The 15,095-nt window shown below is 68.7% G+C and carries 13 protein-coding genes; 4 read left to right on the top strand and 9 right to left on the bottom strand.

Annotated elements, in window-relative coordinates; translation table 11 throughout:
- Positions 1-55 precede the first annotated feature (55 nt).
- Positions 56-901, top strand: coding sequence for a TIGR02452 family protein (locus FDO69_RS35775; RefSeq protein ID WP_167526748.1), 846 nt, complete (start codon positions 56-58; stop codon positions 899-901).
- Here FDO69_RS35775 and FDO69_RS35770 read toward each other — a convergent pair.
- The 4 genes from FDO69_RS35770 to FDO69_RS35755 form a co-directional block, all read right to left on the bottom strand.
- A complete protein-coding gene (locus FDO69_RS35770; protein ID WP_104786929.1) occupies positions 864-1,310 on the bottom strand; it encodes a type II toxin-antitoxin system PemK/MazF family toxin in 447 nt (148 codons plus the stop codon). The genes FDO69_RS35775 and FDO69_RS35770 overlap by 38 nt on opposite strands.
- A 172-nt stretch (positions 1,311-1,482) precedes the next feature.
- On the bottom strand, positions 1,483-2,952 hold the full coding sequence (locus FDO69_RS35765; RefSeq protein WP_104786926.1) for an SPFH domain-containing protein: 1,470 nt from the start codon (positions 2,950-2,952) through the stop codon (positions 1,483-1,485).
- Positions 2,953-3,086: 134 nt separating this feature from the next.
- Positions 3,087-3,305, bottom strand: a complete 219-nt coding sequence (locus tag FDO69_RS35760; RefSeq protein ID WP_031111877.1) for a hypothetical protein — start codon at positions 3,303-3,305, stop codon at positions 3,087-3,089.
- A 19-nt stretch (positions 3,306-3,324) separates the two neighbouring features.
- Positions 3,325-4,752 (bottom strand): amidase, encoded by a 1,428-nt coding sequence (locus tag FDO69_RS35755; protein WP_104786924.1) that lies wholly within the window; start codon positions 4,750-4,752, stop codon positions 3,325-3,327.
- Between the two features lie 240 nt (positions 4,753-4,992).
- On the opposite strand from FDO69_RS35755, the gene FDO69_RS35750 reads away from it, so the two are divergent.
- Positions 4,993-6,387 carry a glycoside hydrolase family 43 protein gene (locus FDO69_RS35750; RefSeq protein ID WP_104786922.1) on the top strand — a complete coding sequence of 465 codons (1,395 nt, stop codon included), beginning with the start codon at positions 4,993-4,995 and terminating at the stop codon, positions 6,385-6,387.
- Positions 6,388-6,605: 218 nt separating this feature from the next.
- On the opposite strand, the gene FDO69_RS35745 is transcribed toward FDO69_RS35750, so the two are convergent.
- From FDO69_RS35745 to FDO69_RS35735, 3 genes are all read right to left on the bottom strand, one after another.
- Positions 6,606-8,456 (bottom strand): peroxidase family protein, encoded by a 1,851-nt coding sequence (locus tag FDO69_RS35745; RefSeq protein ID WP_104786919.1) that lies wholly within the window; start codon positions 8,454-8,456, stop codon positions 6,606-6,608.
- On the bottom strand, positions 8,453-8,680 hold the full coding sequence (locus tag FDO69_RS35740) for a GMC oxidoreductase (protein ID WP_104786917.1): 228 nt from the start codon (positions 8,678-8,680) through the stop codon (positions 8,453-8,455). Before FDO69_RS35740 ends, FDO69_RS35745 begins: the two co-directional genes overlap by 4 nt.
- A 296-nt stretch (positions 8,681-8,976) precedes the next feature.
- On the bottom strand, positions 8,977-9,171 hold the full coding sequence (locus FDO69_RS35735) for a hypothetical protein (protein WP_104786915.1): 195 nt from the start codon (positions 9,169-9,171) through the stop codon (positions 8,977-8,979).
- Positions 9,172-9,481: 310 nt separating this feature from the next.
- Here FDO69_RS35735 and FDO69_RS35730 point away from each other — a divergent pair, with 310 nt between their 5' ends.
- A complete protein-coding gene (locus FDO69_RS35730; protein WP_104786912.1) occupies positions 9,482-9,730 on the top strand; it encodes a hypothetical protein in 249 nt (82 codons plus the stop codon).
- A 101-nt stretch (positions 9,731-9,831) separates the two neighbouring features.
- Here the strand turns inward: FDO69_RS35730 and FDO69_RS35725 are convergent, their stop codons facing one another.
- A complete protein-coding gene (locus FDO69_RS35725) occupies positions 9,832-11,211 on the bottom strand; it encodes a peptidase S8 (RefSeq protein WP_159030681.1) in 1,380 nt (459 codons plus the stop codon).
- Between the two features lie 628 nt (positions 11,212-11,839).
- Between FDO69_RS35725 and FDO69_RS35720 the strand changes: the two genes are divergently transcribed.
- Positions 11,840-12,919: a ferritin-like domain-containing protein gene (locus FDO69_RS35720; RefSeq protein ID WP_104786907.1), complete on the top strand. Its 1,080-nt coding sequence runs from the start codon at positions 11,840-11,842 to the stop codon at positions 12,917-12,919.
- A gap of 199 nt (positions 12,920-13,118) precedes the next feature.
- Here the strand turns inward: FDO69_RS35720 and FDO69_RS35715 are convergent, their stop codons facing one another.
- Entirely contained in the window at positions 13,119-14,516 is a 1,398-nt protein-coding gene (locus tag FDO69_RS35715) for a Dyp-type peroxidase (RefSeq protein WP_104786904.1), read from the bottom strand.
- Positions 14,517-15,095 lie beyond the last annotated feature (579 nt).

Genomic DNA, 15,095 nt, shown 5'->3' with positions numbered 1-15,095 from the left:
GCACGACAAGGCGAACCGCGCGGTGCGCGCTCACGGCGCGTACGGGGGTCGCGCCGTGAGCGCGCGTCTGCGGGGTATCGCGCGGGAGACCGAGCAGATCGTCGCGGCCGGGGCCTACCGCGCGCCGGACGGGCGCGAGGTCTCGATCGCGGCGGAGCTGCGGGCGGCGCGCGAGGGCACCCGCCTGCACGGGCCCGAACCGGTGCCGGTGTCCGCCGATCGGGTGACGGGCGCGCGGAAGACACTGGTGGACGTCACGGGCGAGAGCAGCCTGGAGGCGGCCCGCCGGCTGGGCGGGCCCGTGGCCGTGCTGAACTTCGCCTCGGCCCGCAACCCCGGCGGCGGTTACCTGAACGGCGCCCAGGCCCAGGAGGAGGCCCTCTGCCGGGCCTCGGCGTTGTACACCTGCCTCCTTCAGGCCCGCGCCTTCTACGACCACCACCGGGCCCACCGCGACCCGTTCTACACGGACCGTGTCATCCACTCACCGACCGTGCCCGTCTTCCGTGACGACCGGGGCGGCCTGCTGGCCGAGCCGTACACCGCGGGCTTCCTGACCTCGCCCGCGCCCAACGCGGGCGTGGTGCTCCGCACGGCGCCCGAACGGGCCCACGAGCTGCCGCGGGCCCTCGCGGTCCGGGCCGAACGCGTCCTGGAGACGGCCGTCGCCCACGGCTACCGCGCACTCGTCCTGGGCGCCTGGGGCTGCGGGGTGTTCCGCAACGACCCCGTGCAGGTGGCGGAGGCCTTCCGGGCGCTGCTGGGGCCCGGCGGCCGGTTCGCGGGGGCCTTCGAGCAGGTGGTGTTCGGGATCCTGGACCGGACGCGGGACCGAGCGGTGCTCGGAGCCTTCGAGGAGACGTTCAGCTCCAGCCGTAGCGCTCCTGCAGGCGGCGCCTGACCCGGTTGAACCGCATGCGGTCCAGGGCGCAGGCCTCCCGGCGCATGCCGTCCTCGTGCAGGCGCAGCACCCGCTCCACGGAAACCCAGGAGAACCGGCCCGACCGGTCCCACGGCCCGCTGCCGATCCCCACCCACTCCCGGTCGCCGTCATGCTCCTTGCTGGACAACTGCACGGCCAGGAAGGTGCCGCCGGCCTCACGCGCGACCACCAGCACCGGGCGGTCCTTGCCTCGGCCGTCGTTCTCCTCGAAGGGCACCCACGTCCAGACGATCTCCCCGGGATCCGGGTCGCCGTCGTGCGCGGGGGAGTACTCCGTGCGCACCGGGCCCACCTCGTGCGGGTCGGCCTGGACGGTGGCGGAGGGGCCGTGGCGGCCCGGGACGTTCTCATCGCTAAACGGAGTCACGGGGGCACCCTAGAGGCTGCCCCCGTGAGCACACCGCCCGGGTCACTTCGGGTCCGACGGCACTTTCCGGGTCTGCCCGTCAGGGGGCAGGGGTGAAGCCGCCCGGGTCACTTGTCGTCCACCGGCACTTTCCGGGTCTGCCCGTCACGGGGCAGGGGTGAAGCCGACCGGGTCACTTGTCGTCCACCGGCACCTTCTGGGCCTGCCCGTTGAGGGACGCGGTGCCCTGCGGTGCCTGCCCGTTGCGGTCCATCGACGCGAGCAACTGGCGGGCGAGGCCCAGCCCCGTGCCGCCCATGGTCAGCGCCTTGGCGAACATGTCGGCCATACCGTCGGCGCCGTTGAGCAGCACCATGTTGTCCACGTTGCCGAAGGCGGACGCGCCGGCCTTCACGATCTCCGGCCAGTTCTCGGCGAGTTGCTGGGCGACGACGGCCTCCTGGTTCTCCGCCAGGGCGGCGGCTCGGGCCTTGATGGCCTCCGCCTCCGCGAGGCCCTTGGCCTTGGCCGCTTCGGCCTCCGCCAAGCCCCTGGCCTGTGCCGCTGCCGCCTCGGCCTCACCGGTGGCCCGGGTCGCCTGCGCGGCCGCCTCGCCCCGCGCCTTGGTCGCCTCGGCCTCGGCACCCGCGGCCGTCTTGACCCGGGTCGCCTCGGCGGCAGCCGCCAGCTCCGTCTCCTTCGCCTGCGCCTGGGCGGATGAGATCCGCGCGTCGCGGTCGGCTTCGGCCAGGGTGCGCGTCTCGTAGGCCGCCGCGTCGGCGGGCTTGCGGACGTCCGCCTGGAGTTGCTGCTCGCGCCGGTGCGCCTCCAGCTCCGCGACCCGCGTCTCCTGGACGACGACCTCCTGCCGGGCACCGGCCTCGGCGAGCGGCCCGGCCTGCCGGGCCTTGGCGGCCGCCTTGTCGCGCTCGGCCTGGTAGCCGGCCTGGAGGATCTCGCTGTCCCGGGTCGCCTCCGCCATCCGGGCGAACGACTGCTGCTCGGCCTCGGTGGCCAGCCGGTTCGCCTCCGCCTGCGCGATGCGCGCGTCGCGCTGCACGGCCGCCGCGTGCGGCATGGCGAGGTTCTGGATGTAGCCGGTCGGGTCCTCGATCTCGTGGATCTGCAGCGAGTCCACGATCAGGCCCAGCTTTTCCATCTCGGTGCCGCACGCGGCACGCGTCTGCCCGGTGAGCTTCTCCCGGTCCCGGATCATGTCCTCGACCGTCAACCCGCCCACGATCGACCGCAGATGACCGGCGAAGACGTTGTGCACCCGCTCCGACATCAGCTTCTGCTGGTCGAGGAACCGGCGGGCCGCGTTCGCGATCGACACGAAGTCGTCGCCCACCTTGAAGATGACCACGCCCCGCACCTTGAGCGGAATGCCCTGGTGGGTCACGCAGTCCACCTGGAGTTCCGTCTCGTTCAGGTCGAGCGAGAGCTTGCGCACCGCCTGCACCCCGGGCAGCACCAGCGTGCCGCGCCCGGTGACGATACGGAAGCCCATGCCCTCCTCGATGCCCTCCGTGCGGTGCTTGGACCCCGAGATGATGAGTGCCTCGTTGGGTTCGGCGACCCGCCACATGAGCTTGAACAGACCGATCAGAACGAGGACGGCGGCAACCGCCACCCCCGCAACGACGCCGACGACCATCGGCATTCGCCCCCTTTGCATGGTGCCCTCTCGGCACCGAACGAAGGGGAGTGTGCTCCTCGGCGGAGCCCGGGTACAGCCACCGGCCCATCCTTGGCCGAAGCTTGACGCGTACGGCTCTCACCTGCGTCGCAGCGGGCTCAACTGTCGTACGCCGCCGTGACGTAGACGGTCCTCGGGGGCAGGTACTCGACCACCATCACGACCGTGCCCGTCTCGATGCGGTCCGTCGCGGAGGCGGGGTGGGCGAGGAAGTGCTCGGCACCGCCGCGCACCCGGACGATCACCTCGCCGACCAGCCCGGGCCCGATCGTTCCGGTGACCCGCCCCATGAGCCCGACCATCGACGCGTCCGCCATGAGGACAGCGTACGGTCGCTCAGGCGGCAGCGGAACGTGCCGTGACCGGCGGCGACGGCCACTTCTCGGACCAGCGCAGCTCCGCCTCCAACTGCGCGGCCACCTGTACGAGGAGCGGCTCGCTGTTCGCCGGTCCCAGCAACTGCGCGCCGACCGGCAGCCCGTCGGGCGTGAAACCGGCGGGCACGTTGACCCCCGGCCAGCCCAGCACGTTCCACGGCCAGGCGTACGGACACGCGGCGATCATCGCCCGGTCGGTGGCGAACCCGCTGAGTTCGAGCAGGGCCCCGATGCGGGGCGGGGGAGCGGCGGTCGTGGGGGCGAGGACGACGTCGTACGAGGTGAAGAACCCGCCGATACGCCGGTGCAGCACGCTCTCCGCGCGCCGGGCCGCCCGCAGCGGGGCGCCGCCGAGCAGCCGTCCCAACCGGGCCGCGCCCAGGGTGCGGCGGTCCAGCAACGCCGGGAAGGGCGCCTCGCCCACGCGCTCGGCGATGCCGGCCGTGGCACGGGGCACGAAGGTCAGCCCGATCTGCCCGTACGGCGGGTCCGCCTCCTCGACGGTGTGCCCCAACGCGGCCAGCCGCTCGGCCAGTTCGACCACCCGGGTGCGCACCTCCGGCAGGAGCCGGGCGGGCACCGCCGTGAAGGGCGGTTTCAGGGAGAGCGCGATGCGCAACCGCCCGGGGTCGCGGCCGACGGCCCCGGACACGTCGAGGTGCGGGGGCTGGTGCGGGTCCTGTGCGTGGTTGCCGCCGGCCGCGTCCAGCAGCAGGGCCGCGTCGGCCACCGTGCGGGCGAGGGTGCCGTTGACGGTGATGCCCTGGAAGGACTCGCCGCGCGGCCAGGTCGAGACGCGGCCGCGCTGCGGCTTGATGCCGACCAGATGCGTCCACGCGGCCGGGATGCGCACCGAACCCGCGCCGTCCGAGCCGAGCGCGGCGGGCACCAGACCGGCGGCGACCGCGGCGGCCGAGCCGCCCGAGGAACCGCCGGGCGTGTGGTCGGTGCTCCAGGGGTTGCGGGTCGCGCCGAAAGCGGGCCCCTCGGTGAAGGGCCACTGCCCGAACTCGCAGGTGTTGGTCTTGCCGACGATCACGGCTCCGGCCGCGCGCAGCCGCCGCACCGCCTCACCGTCCTCGGCGACCGGAGGGAACTCGCCGCAGCAGCCGAACGCGGTCGGCTCACCGGCGACGTCCATGTCGTCCTTCACCGCGACGGGCACGCCCAGCAGCGGTTTGCGTGGGCCTTTCGAGGCCAGTTCCCGGTCCGCGGCGTCGGCTTCCGCGAGCGCGGCCTCGGCGCGGACGATCCGGAAGGCGTTCAGGCTCCCCTGGGTCGCCTCGATGCGCGCCAGCGTCCGCTCCACCAGCACCCGCGACGTCACCTCGCCGGCGGCCAGCGCGCGGGCGGTCTCCGCCAGGCCTTCGCAACGGTCGAGCGTCATACGGACACCTCCGGAAGCAGCTTCTCTACCGAACGGTAACGTCCGGCGGCCGGGGGTGTAATGCCGACGACGGGAGTGGATGTTCACCCAGCGGCCGCTTCCTCCTCACTGGGCGCGTCAGCCCCTGTTCAAACCATTGACCGCCCACCGTCTCGCCCTTACCTTCTGAGCCCCCACGAATGATCGATTTGCCGAACCCTGTCCGGTATATCGAACCCGGTGTACAAGGGAGAGTCGCCCGTGACCCCACACCCGCACCCCGCTGCCGCGTCCCGCCGTACGCTGCTGCGCGCCCTGGCCGCCCTGCCCGCCTCGGCCGTCCTGCTCGGCGAATCCCCCGGACTGCTCGGCGGCGCCCTGGCCGCAGCACCCCCGAACGGCTCGGCCACCCGCTACACCATCGTGCCGTTCCTCAACAGCGACGACGGCACGGTCGACGTCTACCAGTCGGACGACGCCACAGACTTCCGGCTGCTGCGCTCAGCCGCGTACACCCCGCCCGCGAACCGGATCCGCGATGCCAGTGTCATCAGACACAGCGACGGGTTCTACTACCTCACCTACACGACGCACACCTGGCAGGACCCCAGCACGACCATCGGCTTCGCCCGCAGCCAGGACCGCGTCAACTGGACGTTCCTCTACGACTACACCGTGCCGATCGCGGGCCTCTCCCGCGCCTGGGCGCCGGAGTGGTTCGTCGACGGCGACGGCAGCGTGAACGTCATCGTGTCCTGCTCCACCACGAACGACGAGTGGATCTTCACGCCGTACCTGTTGAGGGCGGCGAACTCGGCGCTCACGGCATGGAGCGCGCCGGTCGCCCTCTCCGGCATCGGCGCCAACCACATCGACACGTTCATCGTGAGGATCGGTTCGACGTACCACGCCTTCCCGAAGAACGAGACGACGAAGTACATCGAGTACGCCACCGCCTCGAACCTCACCGGCCCGTACACCATCCGCCGGACGGGTGACTGGGCGGGCTGGGGCAGCTACCGCGAGGGCCCGGCCCTGGTGCAGCTCGACAACGGCGGCTGGCGGATGTTCTTCGACGGCTACGGCGACGGGAACTACTACTACAGCGACAGCTACGACACCTTCGCCACCTGGTCGGCCCCGGCCGCCCTGCCCGCGATCTCCGGCACGGCACGGCACTTCACAGTCGTCAAGGAGACGGTCGCGGGCGGCCCGGTTCTGGCCCGGAACGGAACCCGCTCCTTCCGCTCGGTCAACTACCCGAGCCGCTACTGGCAGCAGCAGTCCTCGCTGCTCAACCTGCCCGTGGTCAGCGCCTCCAGCACCACCGCCGAGAAGCGGTCCGCCACCTTCACGGTCGTCGCCGGCCTAGCCGACGGCACCGGCTGCTCCTTCCGGGACGCGACCGGCGCCTACCTGCGCCACTGGGACTTCCGCGCCCGCTTCGACCCGAACGACGGCACGAGCACCTTCGCCAGGGACGCCACGTTCGTCCTGCGGGCCGGCACGGCTTCGGGCTCCGTCCGCTTCGAGTCGTACAACTACCCCGGCCGATACCTGCGCCACTACGCCTACGAGCTCCGTGTGGACCGCTCCGACGGAACGGACCGGTTCCGGCAGGACAGTTCGTTCGTGCCGGTGACGGCCTGGGCCTGATGGCGGCCTGTCCGGGCTCACCCCCGCATGGGCCCCACCTGGGGATACGCCTTCGCTGAGTATGGGCGGGCCGGGCGACAGAGGGTCCGGGAGCTGGGCCAGGTCCAGGCGGGCCCATGATGTCGCCCAGGTCCGTGGCCCCGCCCCGGAGGCCACGAACCCCGCCGCCCTTCAGGACGAGGTCGGCCCTGAGACCCTCTGCCGTCCCGGCTTCCTCCTCACTCCCGCCCGGCGACGTTCCAGGGTGAGAAGGCGTTCTTCACTCCGGCCAGTGCGGCCCGCAGATCCGGGTGGTGGCGCAGCAGTACGGTCCCCATGGTGTTTTCGTCGATCCAGCGCAGCCCAGCCTTCGAATAGACCTCGGGCGTGTAGTACTCGGTGAAGAACCGATCGCTGTTGAGCCGGCGCGAGGCCATGAGGATGAAGATGCGGAACGCGGTGTCGCTGAAGGCGAATCCGGCGGGGAGTTTCTCCGCGTACAGGCCCACGGTCAGGTCCACCTTCTCGATGTCGCCCCCGTAGACCCGCTTGATCTGCTCGGCCCAGTCCCGGTTGTCGGTGAGCTCCTCGAAACTCGCGGCGGGCTTCAGGCGCAGCAGTCGGCGGAACTCGTTGTAGCGGGGGACACCGAGTTCCCTGCTGCGCAGGATGTCCGTGGCCGCGAGGTCCTGCAGGTGACCGTCCGGCCGCTCGAACTCCTGCAGGAACTTCGGGAAGTTGTGCATGGTGACCAGGCCCGGGTGCAGCGTGCCGAAGCTGTACAGCAGGTCATGCATGGGGATGGTGTCCATGACCTTCAGTACCTCGGGACCGGCGAGATCGCGCAAGGTGGCCTCCCGCAGCGTCGAGTCGTCGGCCGCGGCCCGCAGATGCCAGTCGTCGCGGACCAACGGGTGCATACGGTAGACGGCGACGAACTCCTCGGTGAGCGTGTACGGAACGCTGTAGTGGTCGGTCTCGGCACCGGGGATGCCGCTGATCACCTCGGAGTTGCTGATCCGTCCGAAGAGGTTGTGCGCGCGCTCGCCGGCGAGCCCCCACCAGTTGGTGCGCAGCGCGGTGACGGTGGTCGGGTGACTGATGACTGCCGGGGTCCACTCCACGGTGTGGATCTTGGCGAGGAGGGCGGCGTTGACCAGCCTGGCGCGCTGGAAGAGCTCCTCGTCGTCCCAGCCGGGGTACTGCGTGTGGAGGTGGTCACAGATGGCGTTGTGCTCCTTGGCGAACAGCGTCTGCATCATCGCGAGCCCCAGCCAGAAGCCGGGCACCCGCGAGGGGTCGCGGTCCGGGTCGGACGGGAAGGGTGTTCCGTCGTCGCCCCACAGACGCAGCTTGCCGTTTTCCCCGGTGCGCAGGGCACGCTGCTCCTCCTCGCTCGACCCGTATACCTGGGAGGCGTCCCACCAGTGCGAGGAGACGTTGACGCGCGTGTCGGGGGTGCCGGCCGGGGCCTGCGGGTCGCGTGTGGGGTCGTCGGGGGTGCGCATGATCTGCATGGGGCGTTCGGGCCAGGGGTCGTCGTCGCGTAGAGGGACGGTCCACGGCCGCTCTGCGGGGCTTGTGCCATGGCTGAACCAGTCGCGCACCATGAACTGCAGCCAGGCCGCCACGAGGGAGTTCACCGTCTCGGCGGGGATGAACTCTTCCCGGGTGAGCAGTTCGCGGCTGACCACGCGCGGGTCGGGCGAGGAGAGCACGTCCGCGGCCGAGACCGGAGGGATCTGCTCCAGCGGGATGTTGCGGCCGAAGCGGGTGCCGGCCATGCCCATCCGCGGCTGGTCGAGGTCGTTGTAACTGCCGTCGGCCGTCCGGTTGACCAGGTATGACCTGCCGTTCCCCGGTGCCGGCTCGGGAACGTTCACCGCGGGGATCCGGTTGGTGTCGTGCAGGTTCTCCTGCCGCAGCTTCACCCGCAGCCCGAGCAGGGTGCCGAGTCCGAGCGGGACGGGCAGTTTGTCCCAGCCGATCCTGCGGTCCAGGAACTCGGAGACGCCGGTGACGACACGCCAGGGCAGTGTGCGTCGGTAGCCAGACCTCGCGTTGCGGGCGGGCGGTCGCTTGTCAGTCATCGGATCCTCCTGGCAGACGGTTCGACGGTGCTTGTGACGCTGGGTGGCGGGGCTTCGGCGAGGATCACGTCACTGGCCTTCTCGCTGATCATGTAGATCGGAGTGGCGACGAAGCATCCGGGAATCCGGGGGAAGACGGAGGCGTCCACGACGCGCAACCGCTGCACGCCGCAGACCCGGAACCGGCTGTCGACGACGGAGGCGGGATCGTCGGGACGCCCCATCGTCTGGAATCAGGCGCAGCGCTGATGGGACGGATCGAGAAACCCACGAGCCCGCGCATGCAATCGACGGCGTTGCAATCGACGGCATCCGACCAGCCAGGACATGCCCTTCCGGGCGATGCGGACGTGCCACACAGCTTTGACCATGTCACGGTATGTGCGGGAGCCGAAGGGGCGCGATCAGCCGTCGGCCCGGTGCGCCACCCGTGTGAGTGGAATGGTCAATTGGAGAAGCGAGGAAGCCTCGAGGGCCCGGCTCTCTGTTCCCAGGCGACGCCGGGATTCGCTGGCGCGCCCTACAGGAAGTACATCAGCCAGATCTGCCCGTCCGGGCCGAAGGAGAATTCGACCTCTCCTGCTCCTTGTGCAGGCTCGAAATTGACGAAGTTGACGGCTTCATCCATCGTTGAGAAGGACAGTGCGTGCCAGGTTTTCACATCGGACCTGAGCGCATTCTTGAACGTCTTGGCGTCAGCAGTGGTGACGGTCATGGAACGTCCTTTCCAGGTGAGGTATGGCGACTTCGATTATGAGTATCAGCCGTAATCATGGTCTTTTGCGATTTCACTTCCTCCAAATGGCTGACGATTGTGGCTCATTCCAAGAACCTGCCTGTGGAGCCTGCTTCGTGGTGTCGAGTTGGACTCGAGGTCGACCAGGCCCGGGACAACTGGCCGGTGGCAAGGAAAGAAGAAGGAATGGCAGGAAGCGGTGGACGAACTCATCTCGTTCCTGTCGCGGGGTGATGGCGCATCGGCAAAGGTGGAGGGAGCAGCGCAGGTTGCGAGCTGAGAGTAGGCGGTGGACGTGTCGGTCCGTGTCATTGTCAAGCTTGCCCAGGACGGGGACTGGTCAGCTGTCGCCGATGGGCTGGAAGCGGTAGGAGCCGAGCGGGTGCAGGCTCCGCGTGAGTCGCTGCCCGACCGGGCGGTGGCGCTGTTTCCGGAGGAGATCGGCGTTTCGGAAGCCGTGGAGAGCGCTCGTGGCGTCGAGGGTGTCGCCGAGGCAGAGCCCGATGTGATGCGCTACTCCGACGGTCCGGGCATGTGAAGCGCGGCTCGGGGCGAGGGTGGGCAACCGGTTGACGCTGCCCACCGAGGGGCCCCGGCGCGTCGGCGGGCAGCGGAAGGCAGTGGTTCCGGGGGCGGCCCTCAGACCAGGGCGAGCGCCGAATCGGCGTCGACGAGGCCGAAACCGAAATCGTCGTTGGGCACTGGGTCGTTGGGACGCCGGCGCAAAGGCTTCGCGGTGGTGCGAAGGATCTGGCGGACGTCCCGAGCGCTCAATCCGGGGCCGAGAGAAAGCAGCAGAGCCGCGACTCCGGCCACGTGTGGGCAGGCCATCGAGGTACCGTCCGACGGGGAGAACGTGTCGTCCAGGAAGGTGCTGAGGATGTTGACCCCGGGCGCCGACACATCGATGTGTGGGCCGGTGTTCGAGAAGATCGCCTTGCGGTCCAGCGGGTCGGTGGCGCCCACGGCGATGACGTCGTCGAAGGCCGCCGGGAAGCTCTGCGTCCGCCGGCCGTTGTTGCCCATCGCAGCCACGACGACCACGTCATGGTTGATGGCGTGCGCGATGGCATCACGCTCGACCTCGGTCGCTTGAGGGCCGCCGAGGCTGAGATTGAGAACCCGGGCACCATGGTCGACCGCCCACCGGATGCCTGCCGCGATGTCGGCCGCGCTGCCAGTGCCGCTGATGAGGTTGTCGCTGAGCCGACGGATACGAGCGAGTACCCGTACCGGCATCAGACGGCACTCCCACGTCACACCGGTCACTCCCTCACGATTGTTGGAGCGGCAGGCGATGGTTCCGGCTACGTGTGTGCCGTGCCCGACCTCGTCCTGCGGGAAATCGTCGACTCCCAGGAAGTCACCCTCGAAGACCCAGCCTGGGCTTGCCATCGGATCTGGTCCGAGATCGACGAAGTCCTTGCCCTGTTTCAGGAGCGGCGCCAACTCGGGATGGTCCAGGTCGACTCCGGTGTCGATGATGGCGACGCTGACCGAGTCGCTGCCCCTGTTCCGTTCCCATGCCTCGGGACACTTGATCCTCTTCAGTCCCCATTGCTGTGCGAAGAGCGGGTCGTTGGGAATCACGGATGCCTGCTCCCGCCAGCGGTTGGGCTCGGCGACAGACACCTCCTCCAAGGCGTTGAGGCGCTGGACGGCGCGGGAGACGTCCTGTGCGGGGTCGAAGCGGACGCGGTAGGCGGCACTGAGTTCGGTCTGCTCCGCGACGGCCGCGATCCCTGCGGGGATGGGTGCAGGTGGTGGGTGCAATCGGGTCACGGAGCGGACTCCGATGTCCGTGAAGACTTGGTCGAGCGGTTCGAGCCCCAGATGGGTGGCTGCGGCGAACACCCCGCGCACAGGACCGGTCGGCACGGCTGCAGAGACCCCCTTCGCCGCGTCTGGCTGCACCTTGATGAGCACTTCGCCCGGTACCTGGTTGTCCTGATCCGGAGCGAAGACGCTTGAGCGCTCGTCGGGAGCTTCCGCATGCGGAAACTGGTCTTTGTCGGGCATGGTGCCTCCTTCAAGGGGAAAGCACTTGAAGTTGAGGTAGCCCCCTCTGACCACTATCACCCGATTGGGTCCATGACGCACCCCAGTCACTGCTTGGCAGCAACTACCACCTCGGCGCGCTGAGATGGTGCTCATGTTCTTGTTCCTCGTGCACGAAGCGGGCGGCGGTTGCAGCGACTCAACGTACCTGAGGAAATGCATGGCCTACGAGACGGACGTAAGCTGAATGCGGGCCGGGGGACACGCTGCGAAGCGATCAATCATGCTGGAAGTTGAACTGATGGATGTCTCCGGCGTGCCCAACCCCCGAGAGCCTTGTCGCGAAGGCGAACAGGGGGAGCGATAAGCCCTTGAGGCTGGGCCCCGCCCGGAATCATCGTGCGCACGCTGAATTCCGAGGACGACGCTTGCGAAGGTGACAATCGCCCTCGTCCCGGAGCATCGGTCCCGAGTGACGGGGTGTACGCACCGCCGGCTCTGGGTGGTCTGTGGCCCAGCGGCTCGTTGAAGCACTGGCCGGCCGTATGGGCCTCGTCGGCGAACAGCCCAAGGAAGAACAACTGCTCCTGCATCGCGGCGAACCACGTTGCGACGGCCGCTATGCCGGGCCGGGACGACGGGAAACCACATGACTGAGGTAGTCAACTATCGAAGCAACGCGATCGTCGAGCTCATGCGCATGCCCGCCGAGGAGCACGACGAGCGTTGGCTGCAGCAGGCGCTGCAGCAGGCCATCATGCTGGAGCTGGCCACGCTTCCTCCCTACTTGTGCGCCCTCTGGTCGATCGAGGAATCGGACCAGAACTCGGGAGTCTTTCAAACGCTCCACGCGATCATCTTCGATGAGATGTCGCACATGGGCCTGGCCTGCAACATGCTCACCACCATTGGAGGGGAACCGCGCATCGCCGATGAAAGTGTCGTCCCGAAGTATCCAGGCCGACTCCCTGGTGGCGTGCAGCCGGACTTGTCGGTTTCGCTCATGCAGTTGAGCAAGCAGTCGCTCGAGATGTACTCCCGCATCGAGAGGCCCGACGACCCCGTGGTTGAGGACCTGGAAGTGCACACGTCCATCGGCGCCTTCTACGCGGCGATCCTCGAAGCCTTCCGCTCACAACCGGAATTGATCAAGGGCACGCGGCAGCTCATCAAGAACATGTCGTCGTCCCACGGCGAAGGGAACGACATCGTCGCTCTCAACTCACTCGATGCGGTCGAGGCGGCCGTGAAGATTATCAAGGAGCAAGGTGAGGGCACTGCCGCGTCGCCAGACAACCCCTTCCCCGGCGAGACCGGAGAACTCGCCCACTTCTACTCGTTCCGGGAGTTCTTCCACGGACGTAGGCTGATCCGTGTGTCGGACGATCCGCCACGGTTCGACTTCCAGGGTGAAGAGATTCCCCTGCCCCGAACCTTCCCCATGGGCACGGTTCCGGCGGGCGGCTGGGCCCAAGGCGGCGTACCTGTGTCCAGTGACGTGCTCACGGAACTCGACACCTTCAACCGCCACTACAGCTCAATGCTCCGGCTCCTGGAGCGTGCGTGGAAGGCGGAGCAGCCGAGTACAGCCAAGCAAATGCTGAGCCAATCGATCGGGCAGATGCTGCAGTTGCAGGAACCTGCTCAGAACCTCATGCGAACGCCATTGCCCGACGGGACCGGTAAGACCTACGGGCCGGAATTCCGATACGTTTCGGACGAGCCGTGAGGCGACAGTACGTCGGCGCAATAGTACCTCGGCGCCGCGGCGCCGTCAGGGCTGTGCGGTCGGTGGCTGTGTACGGCGATTTTGGCCGCAGCGGTATTCGACGCCGCCGCGGCCGGCACCTCGACAGAGGCCCTGTGCGGCCACTCCACCAGCCGCCTTCGTGTCGCCTTCCCTGTACAGCGGGACGGACGCGCAGCGATCACAGGCTGCGCAGGAACGGCAGCGAGGGCATGAAGAAGTACTCGCCGCCCTTCATCGTCACGGCCTGTACAGGAGCGGGGACTTCCTGAGTCTCGTCGTTTCCCCAGGCCTTCGGCCATGTCTGCGGCGGCCGGTCGCCCTGACCGATCACGGCGTCGAGCCCGGGCTGGGGGGCGGCGCCGTGATGGGGGAACCCGGAGTTGTTGGCCCACCTCCGCTGCATGAACTCGAACTGCTGACCGAGCTCGGAGTTGAAGGCCATGAACAGGAGACCGACGCCGCCCTCGGGCTCGTCGCCTTCGGTGCGCTCTCCGTAGGTCTGCCCACGCCGCGCCAGCAGGTGCAGCTTCTCCTCGTCCGGTGTTTCGAAGCCGCCTGACCCGCGTGGGTTGGTCTTGCGGATGTGCGCCTGGAACGGGCACTTGTGGGCGCCGGTGTCGCTGGCGTAGGTGAAGTCGTTCATCACCGGCTTGTCCGCTCCGGCCTCGGCCTGGAGGGTGAGCGGGGTGCCGTCCCGGAAGCGGCCGACGAGCATGGCACCGGCGCGCTCGCGGTCGTTGTTGTCGAGCTTCAGCGCGGTGGCGAGCGCTTCCTCGGCAGCTTTGAAGGCTCGTACGTTCTGCTCCAGCTTGCGCAGCACGAAGTAGCTGCCGAAGTCTGTGCCGGGGTTGGGGGCACCCGGGTCTGCGACCAGCAACCGTCCCAGCGGCAGGAACGGATTCCATACGGAGGTTCCGTCCAGCGTGTCACGCTCGGCTTCCAGGTCCTCGGCGAGGAACAGCGGCAGGCTCCGCCCGTCGACATACCCGAAGTGCTCGATCGCGCGGCCCGCGGCGTCGTGCTGGGTCTTGCCGGTTTCCCTGGCGAGCACGGTGATCGAACCTGTCAGCAGCGCCTCGACCTCGGCGAGCCGGGCGTCGGCGGGAGGCGAATCGGCGTCGCCTACCAGGACGACGGCGTGGATTTCCTGCTGGTAACCGGCCTCCCACTGCATGGGATCAGGGTCTTTCAGATTGGTCAGGGAATCGGGGTGTCGCATTCCCCGCTGGAAGACAGGGTCAGAGGGCACCGCACCTGTCAGGCCCAGCCTGCCGTAGCCCGCGTTCGTCAGCCCCACACCGACATAGGGCGTGCCCTGCGAGCCGTGCTGTTTGAAGGCTTCCACTTCTTCGAGAGCCGTCTTGGCCGACTTCATCAGCGGGACCAGTCCGGCCAGGAACGCCCGGGCCTCCGCGGCGCCCTCTGGGCCCTCGGAGAATTGCAGGAGGAGGATGTGCAGACGGTCGCGGACATGGCCCTTCAGGAGGTTCGCCTGCAGGTTCTGCAGCATGCTGTCGTTGTCGCCGGTGGCGTTCTTCCACGACAACGGCACTGTGTCATTGAGTTCGACGGGCAAGTCAGCTCCCTTTGTCGGGTCCGGGAATCGCCGAGATTGCGGTAGCGGCCTACAGGCCGGTCGGCACCCGTTCAGTCTGAGGGGGCCGGATACGGTATGCGACTCGACCGAGGCCATCGGGGGCCCGCGGCTCCGTTGGTTACTGGGTGGGAAATTGAAGGGTAAAAGTCTCGGTTGACGGTAAAAGTAATGAGTCATGCCTTTGCCGAGCTGCGTTACGACATGCGCCACCCAGATGATTTGACACGCTGTCAGAGTTTCACCCTCGCCATGTGGAATGCGTCGACAGCCGCCGGCCTGGCCCGGGGACGCGTTCGTGCGCCGCACCGGCGAGTGCGGTGCACACTCCACGCCGGGGGTGGGCACCGGATGAGCATCAGGTGCGGGTGCGCATAGAGAACCTGAGCAGCTCGCGGGTCACGCACCTTCGGGCGCGCTGCGCCCGGCCGACCACCGGTCAGCCGTCGTCCTGACGTTCAGCCGCAGGGGGGGGCCACGCCAGTGGCGTCGGCACGGGGGCCCGCGCCGAGCGCCGGTGCGGTGCTGGGATGGGCCGTGCGCCGACTGTGGGGCTGCCGC

Origin of the sequence: Streptomyces tibetensis, from assembly GCF_007655005.1 — a bacterium.
Classification (GTDB): domain Bacteria; phylum Actinomycetota; class Actinomycetes; order Streptomycetales; family Streptomycetaceae; genus Streptomyces; species Streptomyces tibetensis.
Note: the sequence above shows the minus strand (reverse complement) of the source record. Positions and strands in the feature narration are given on the sequence as shown.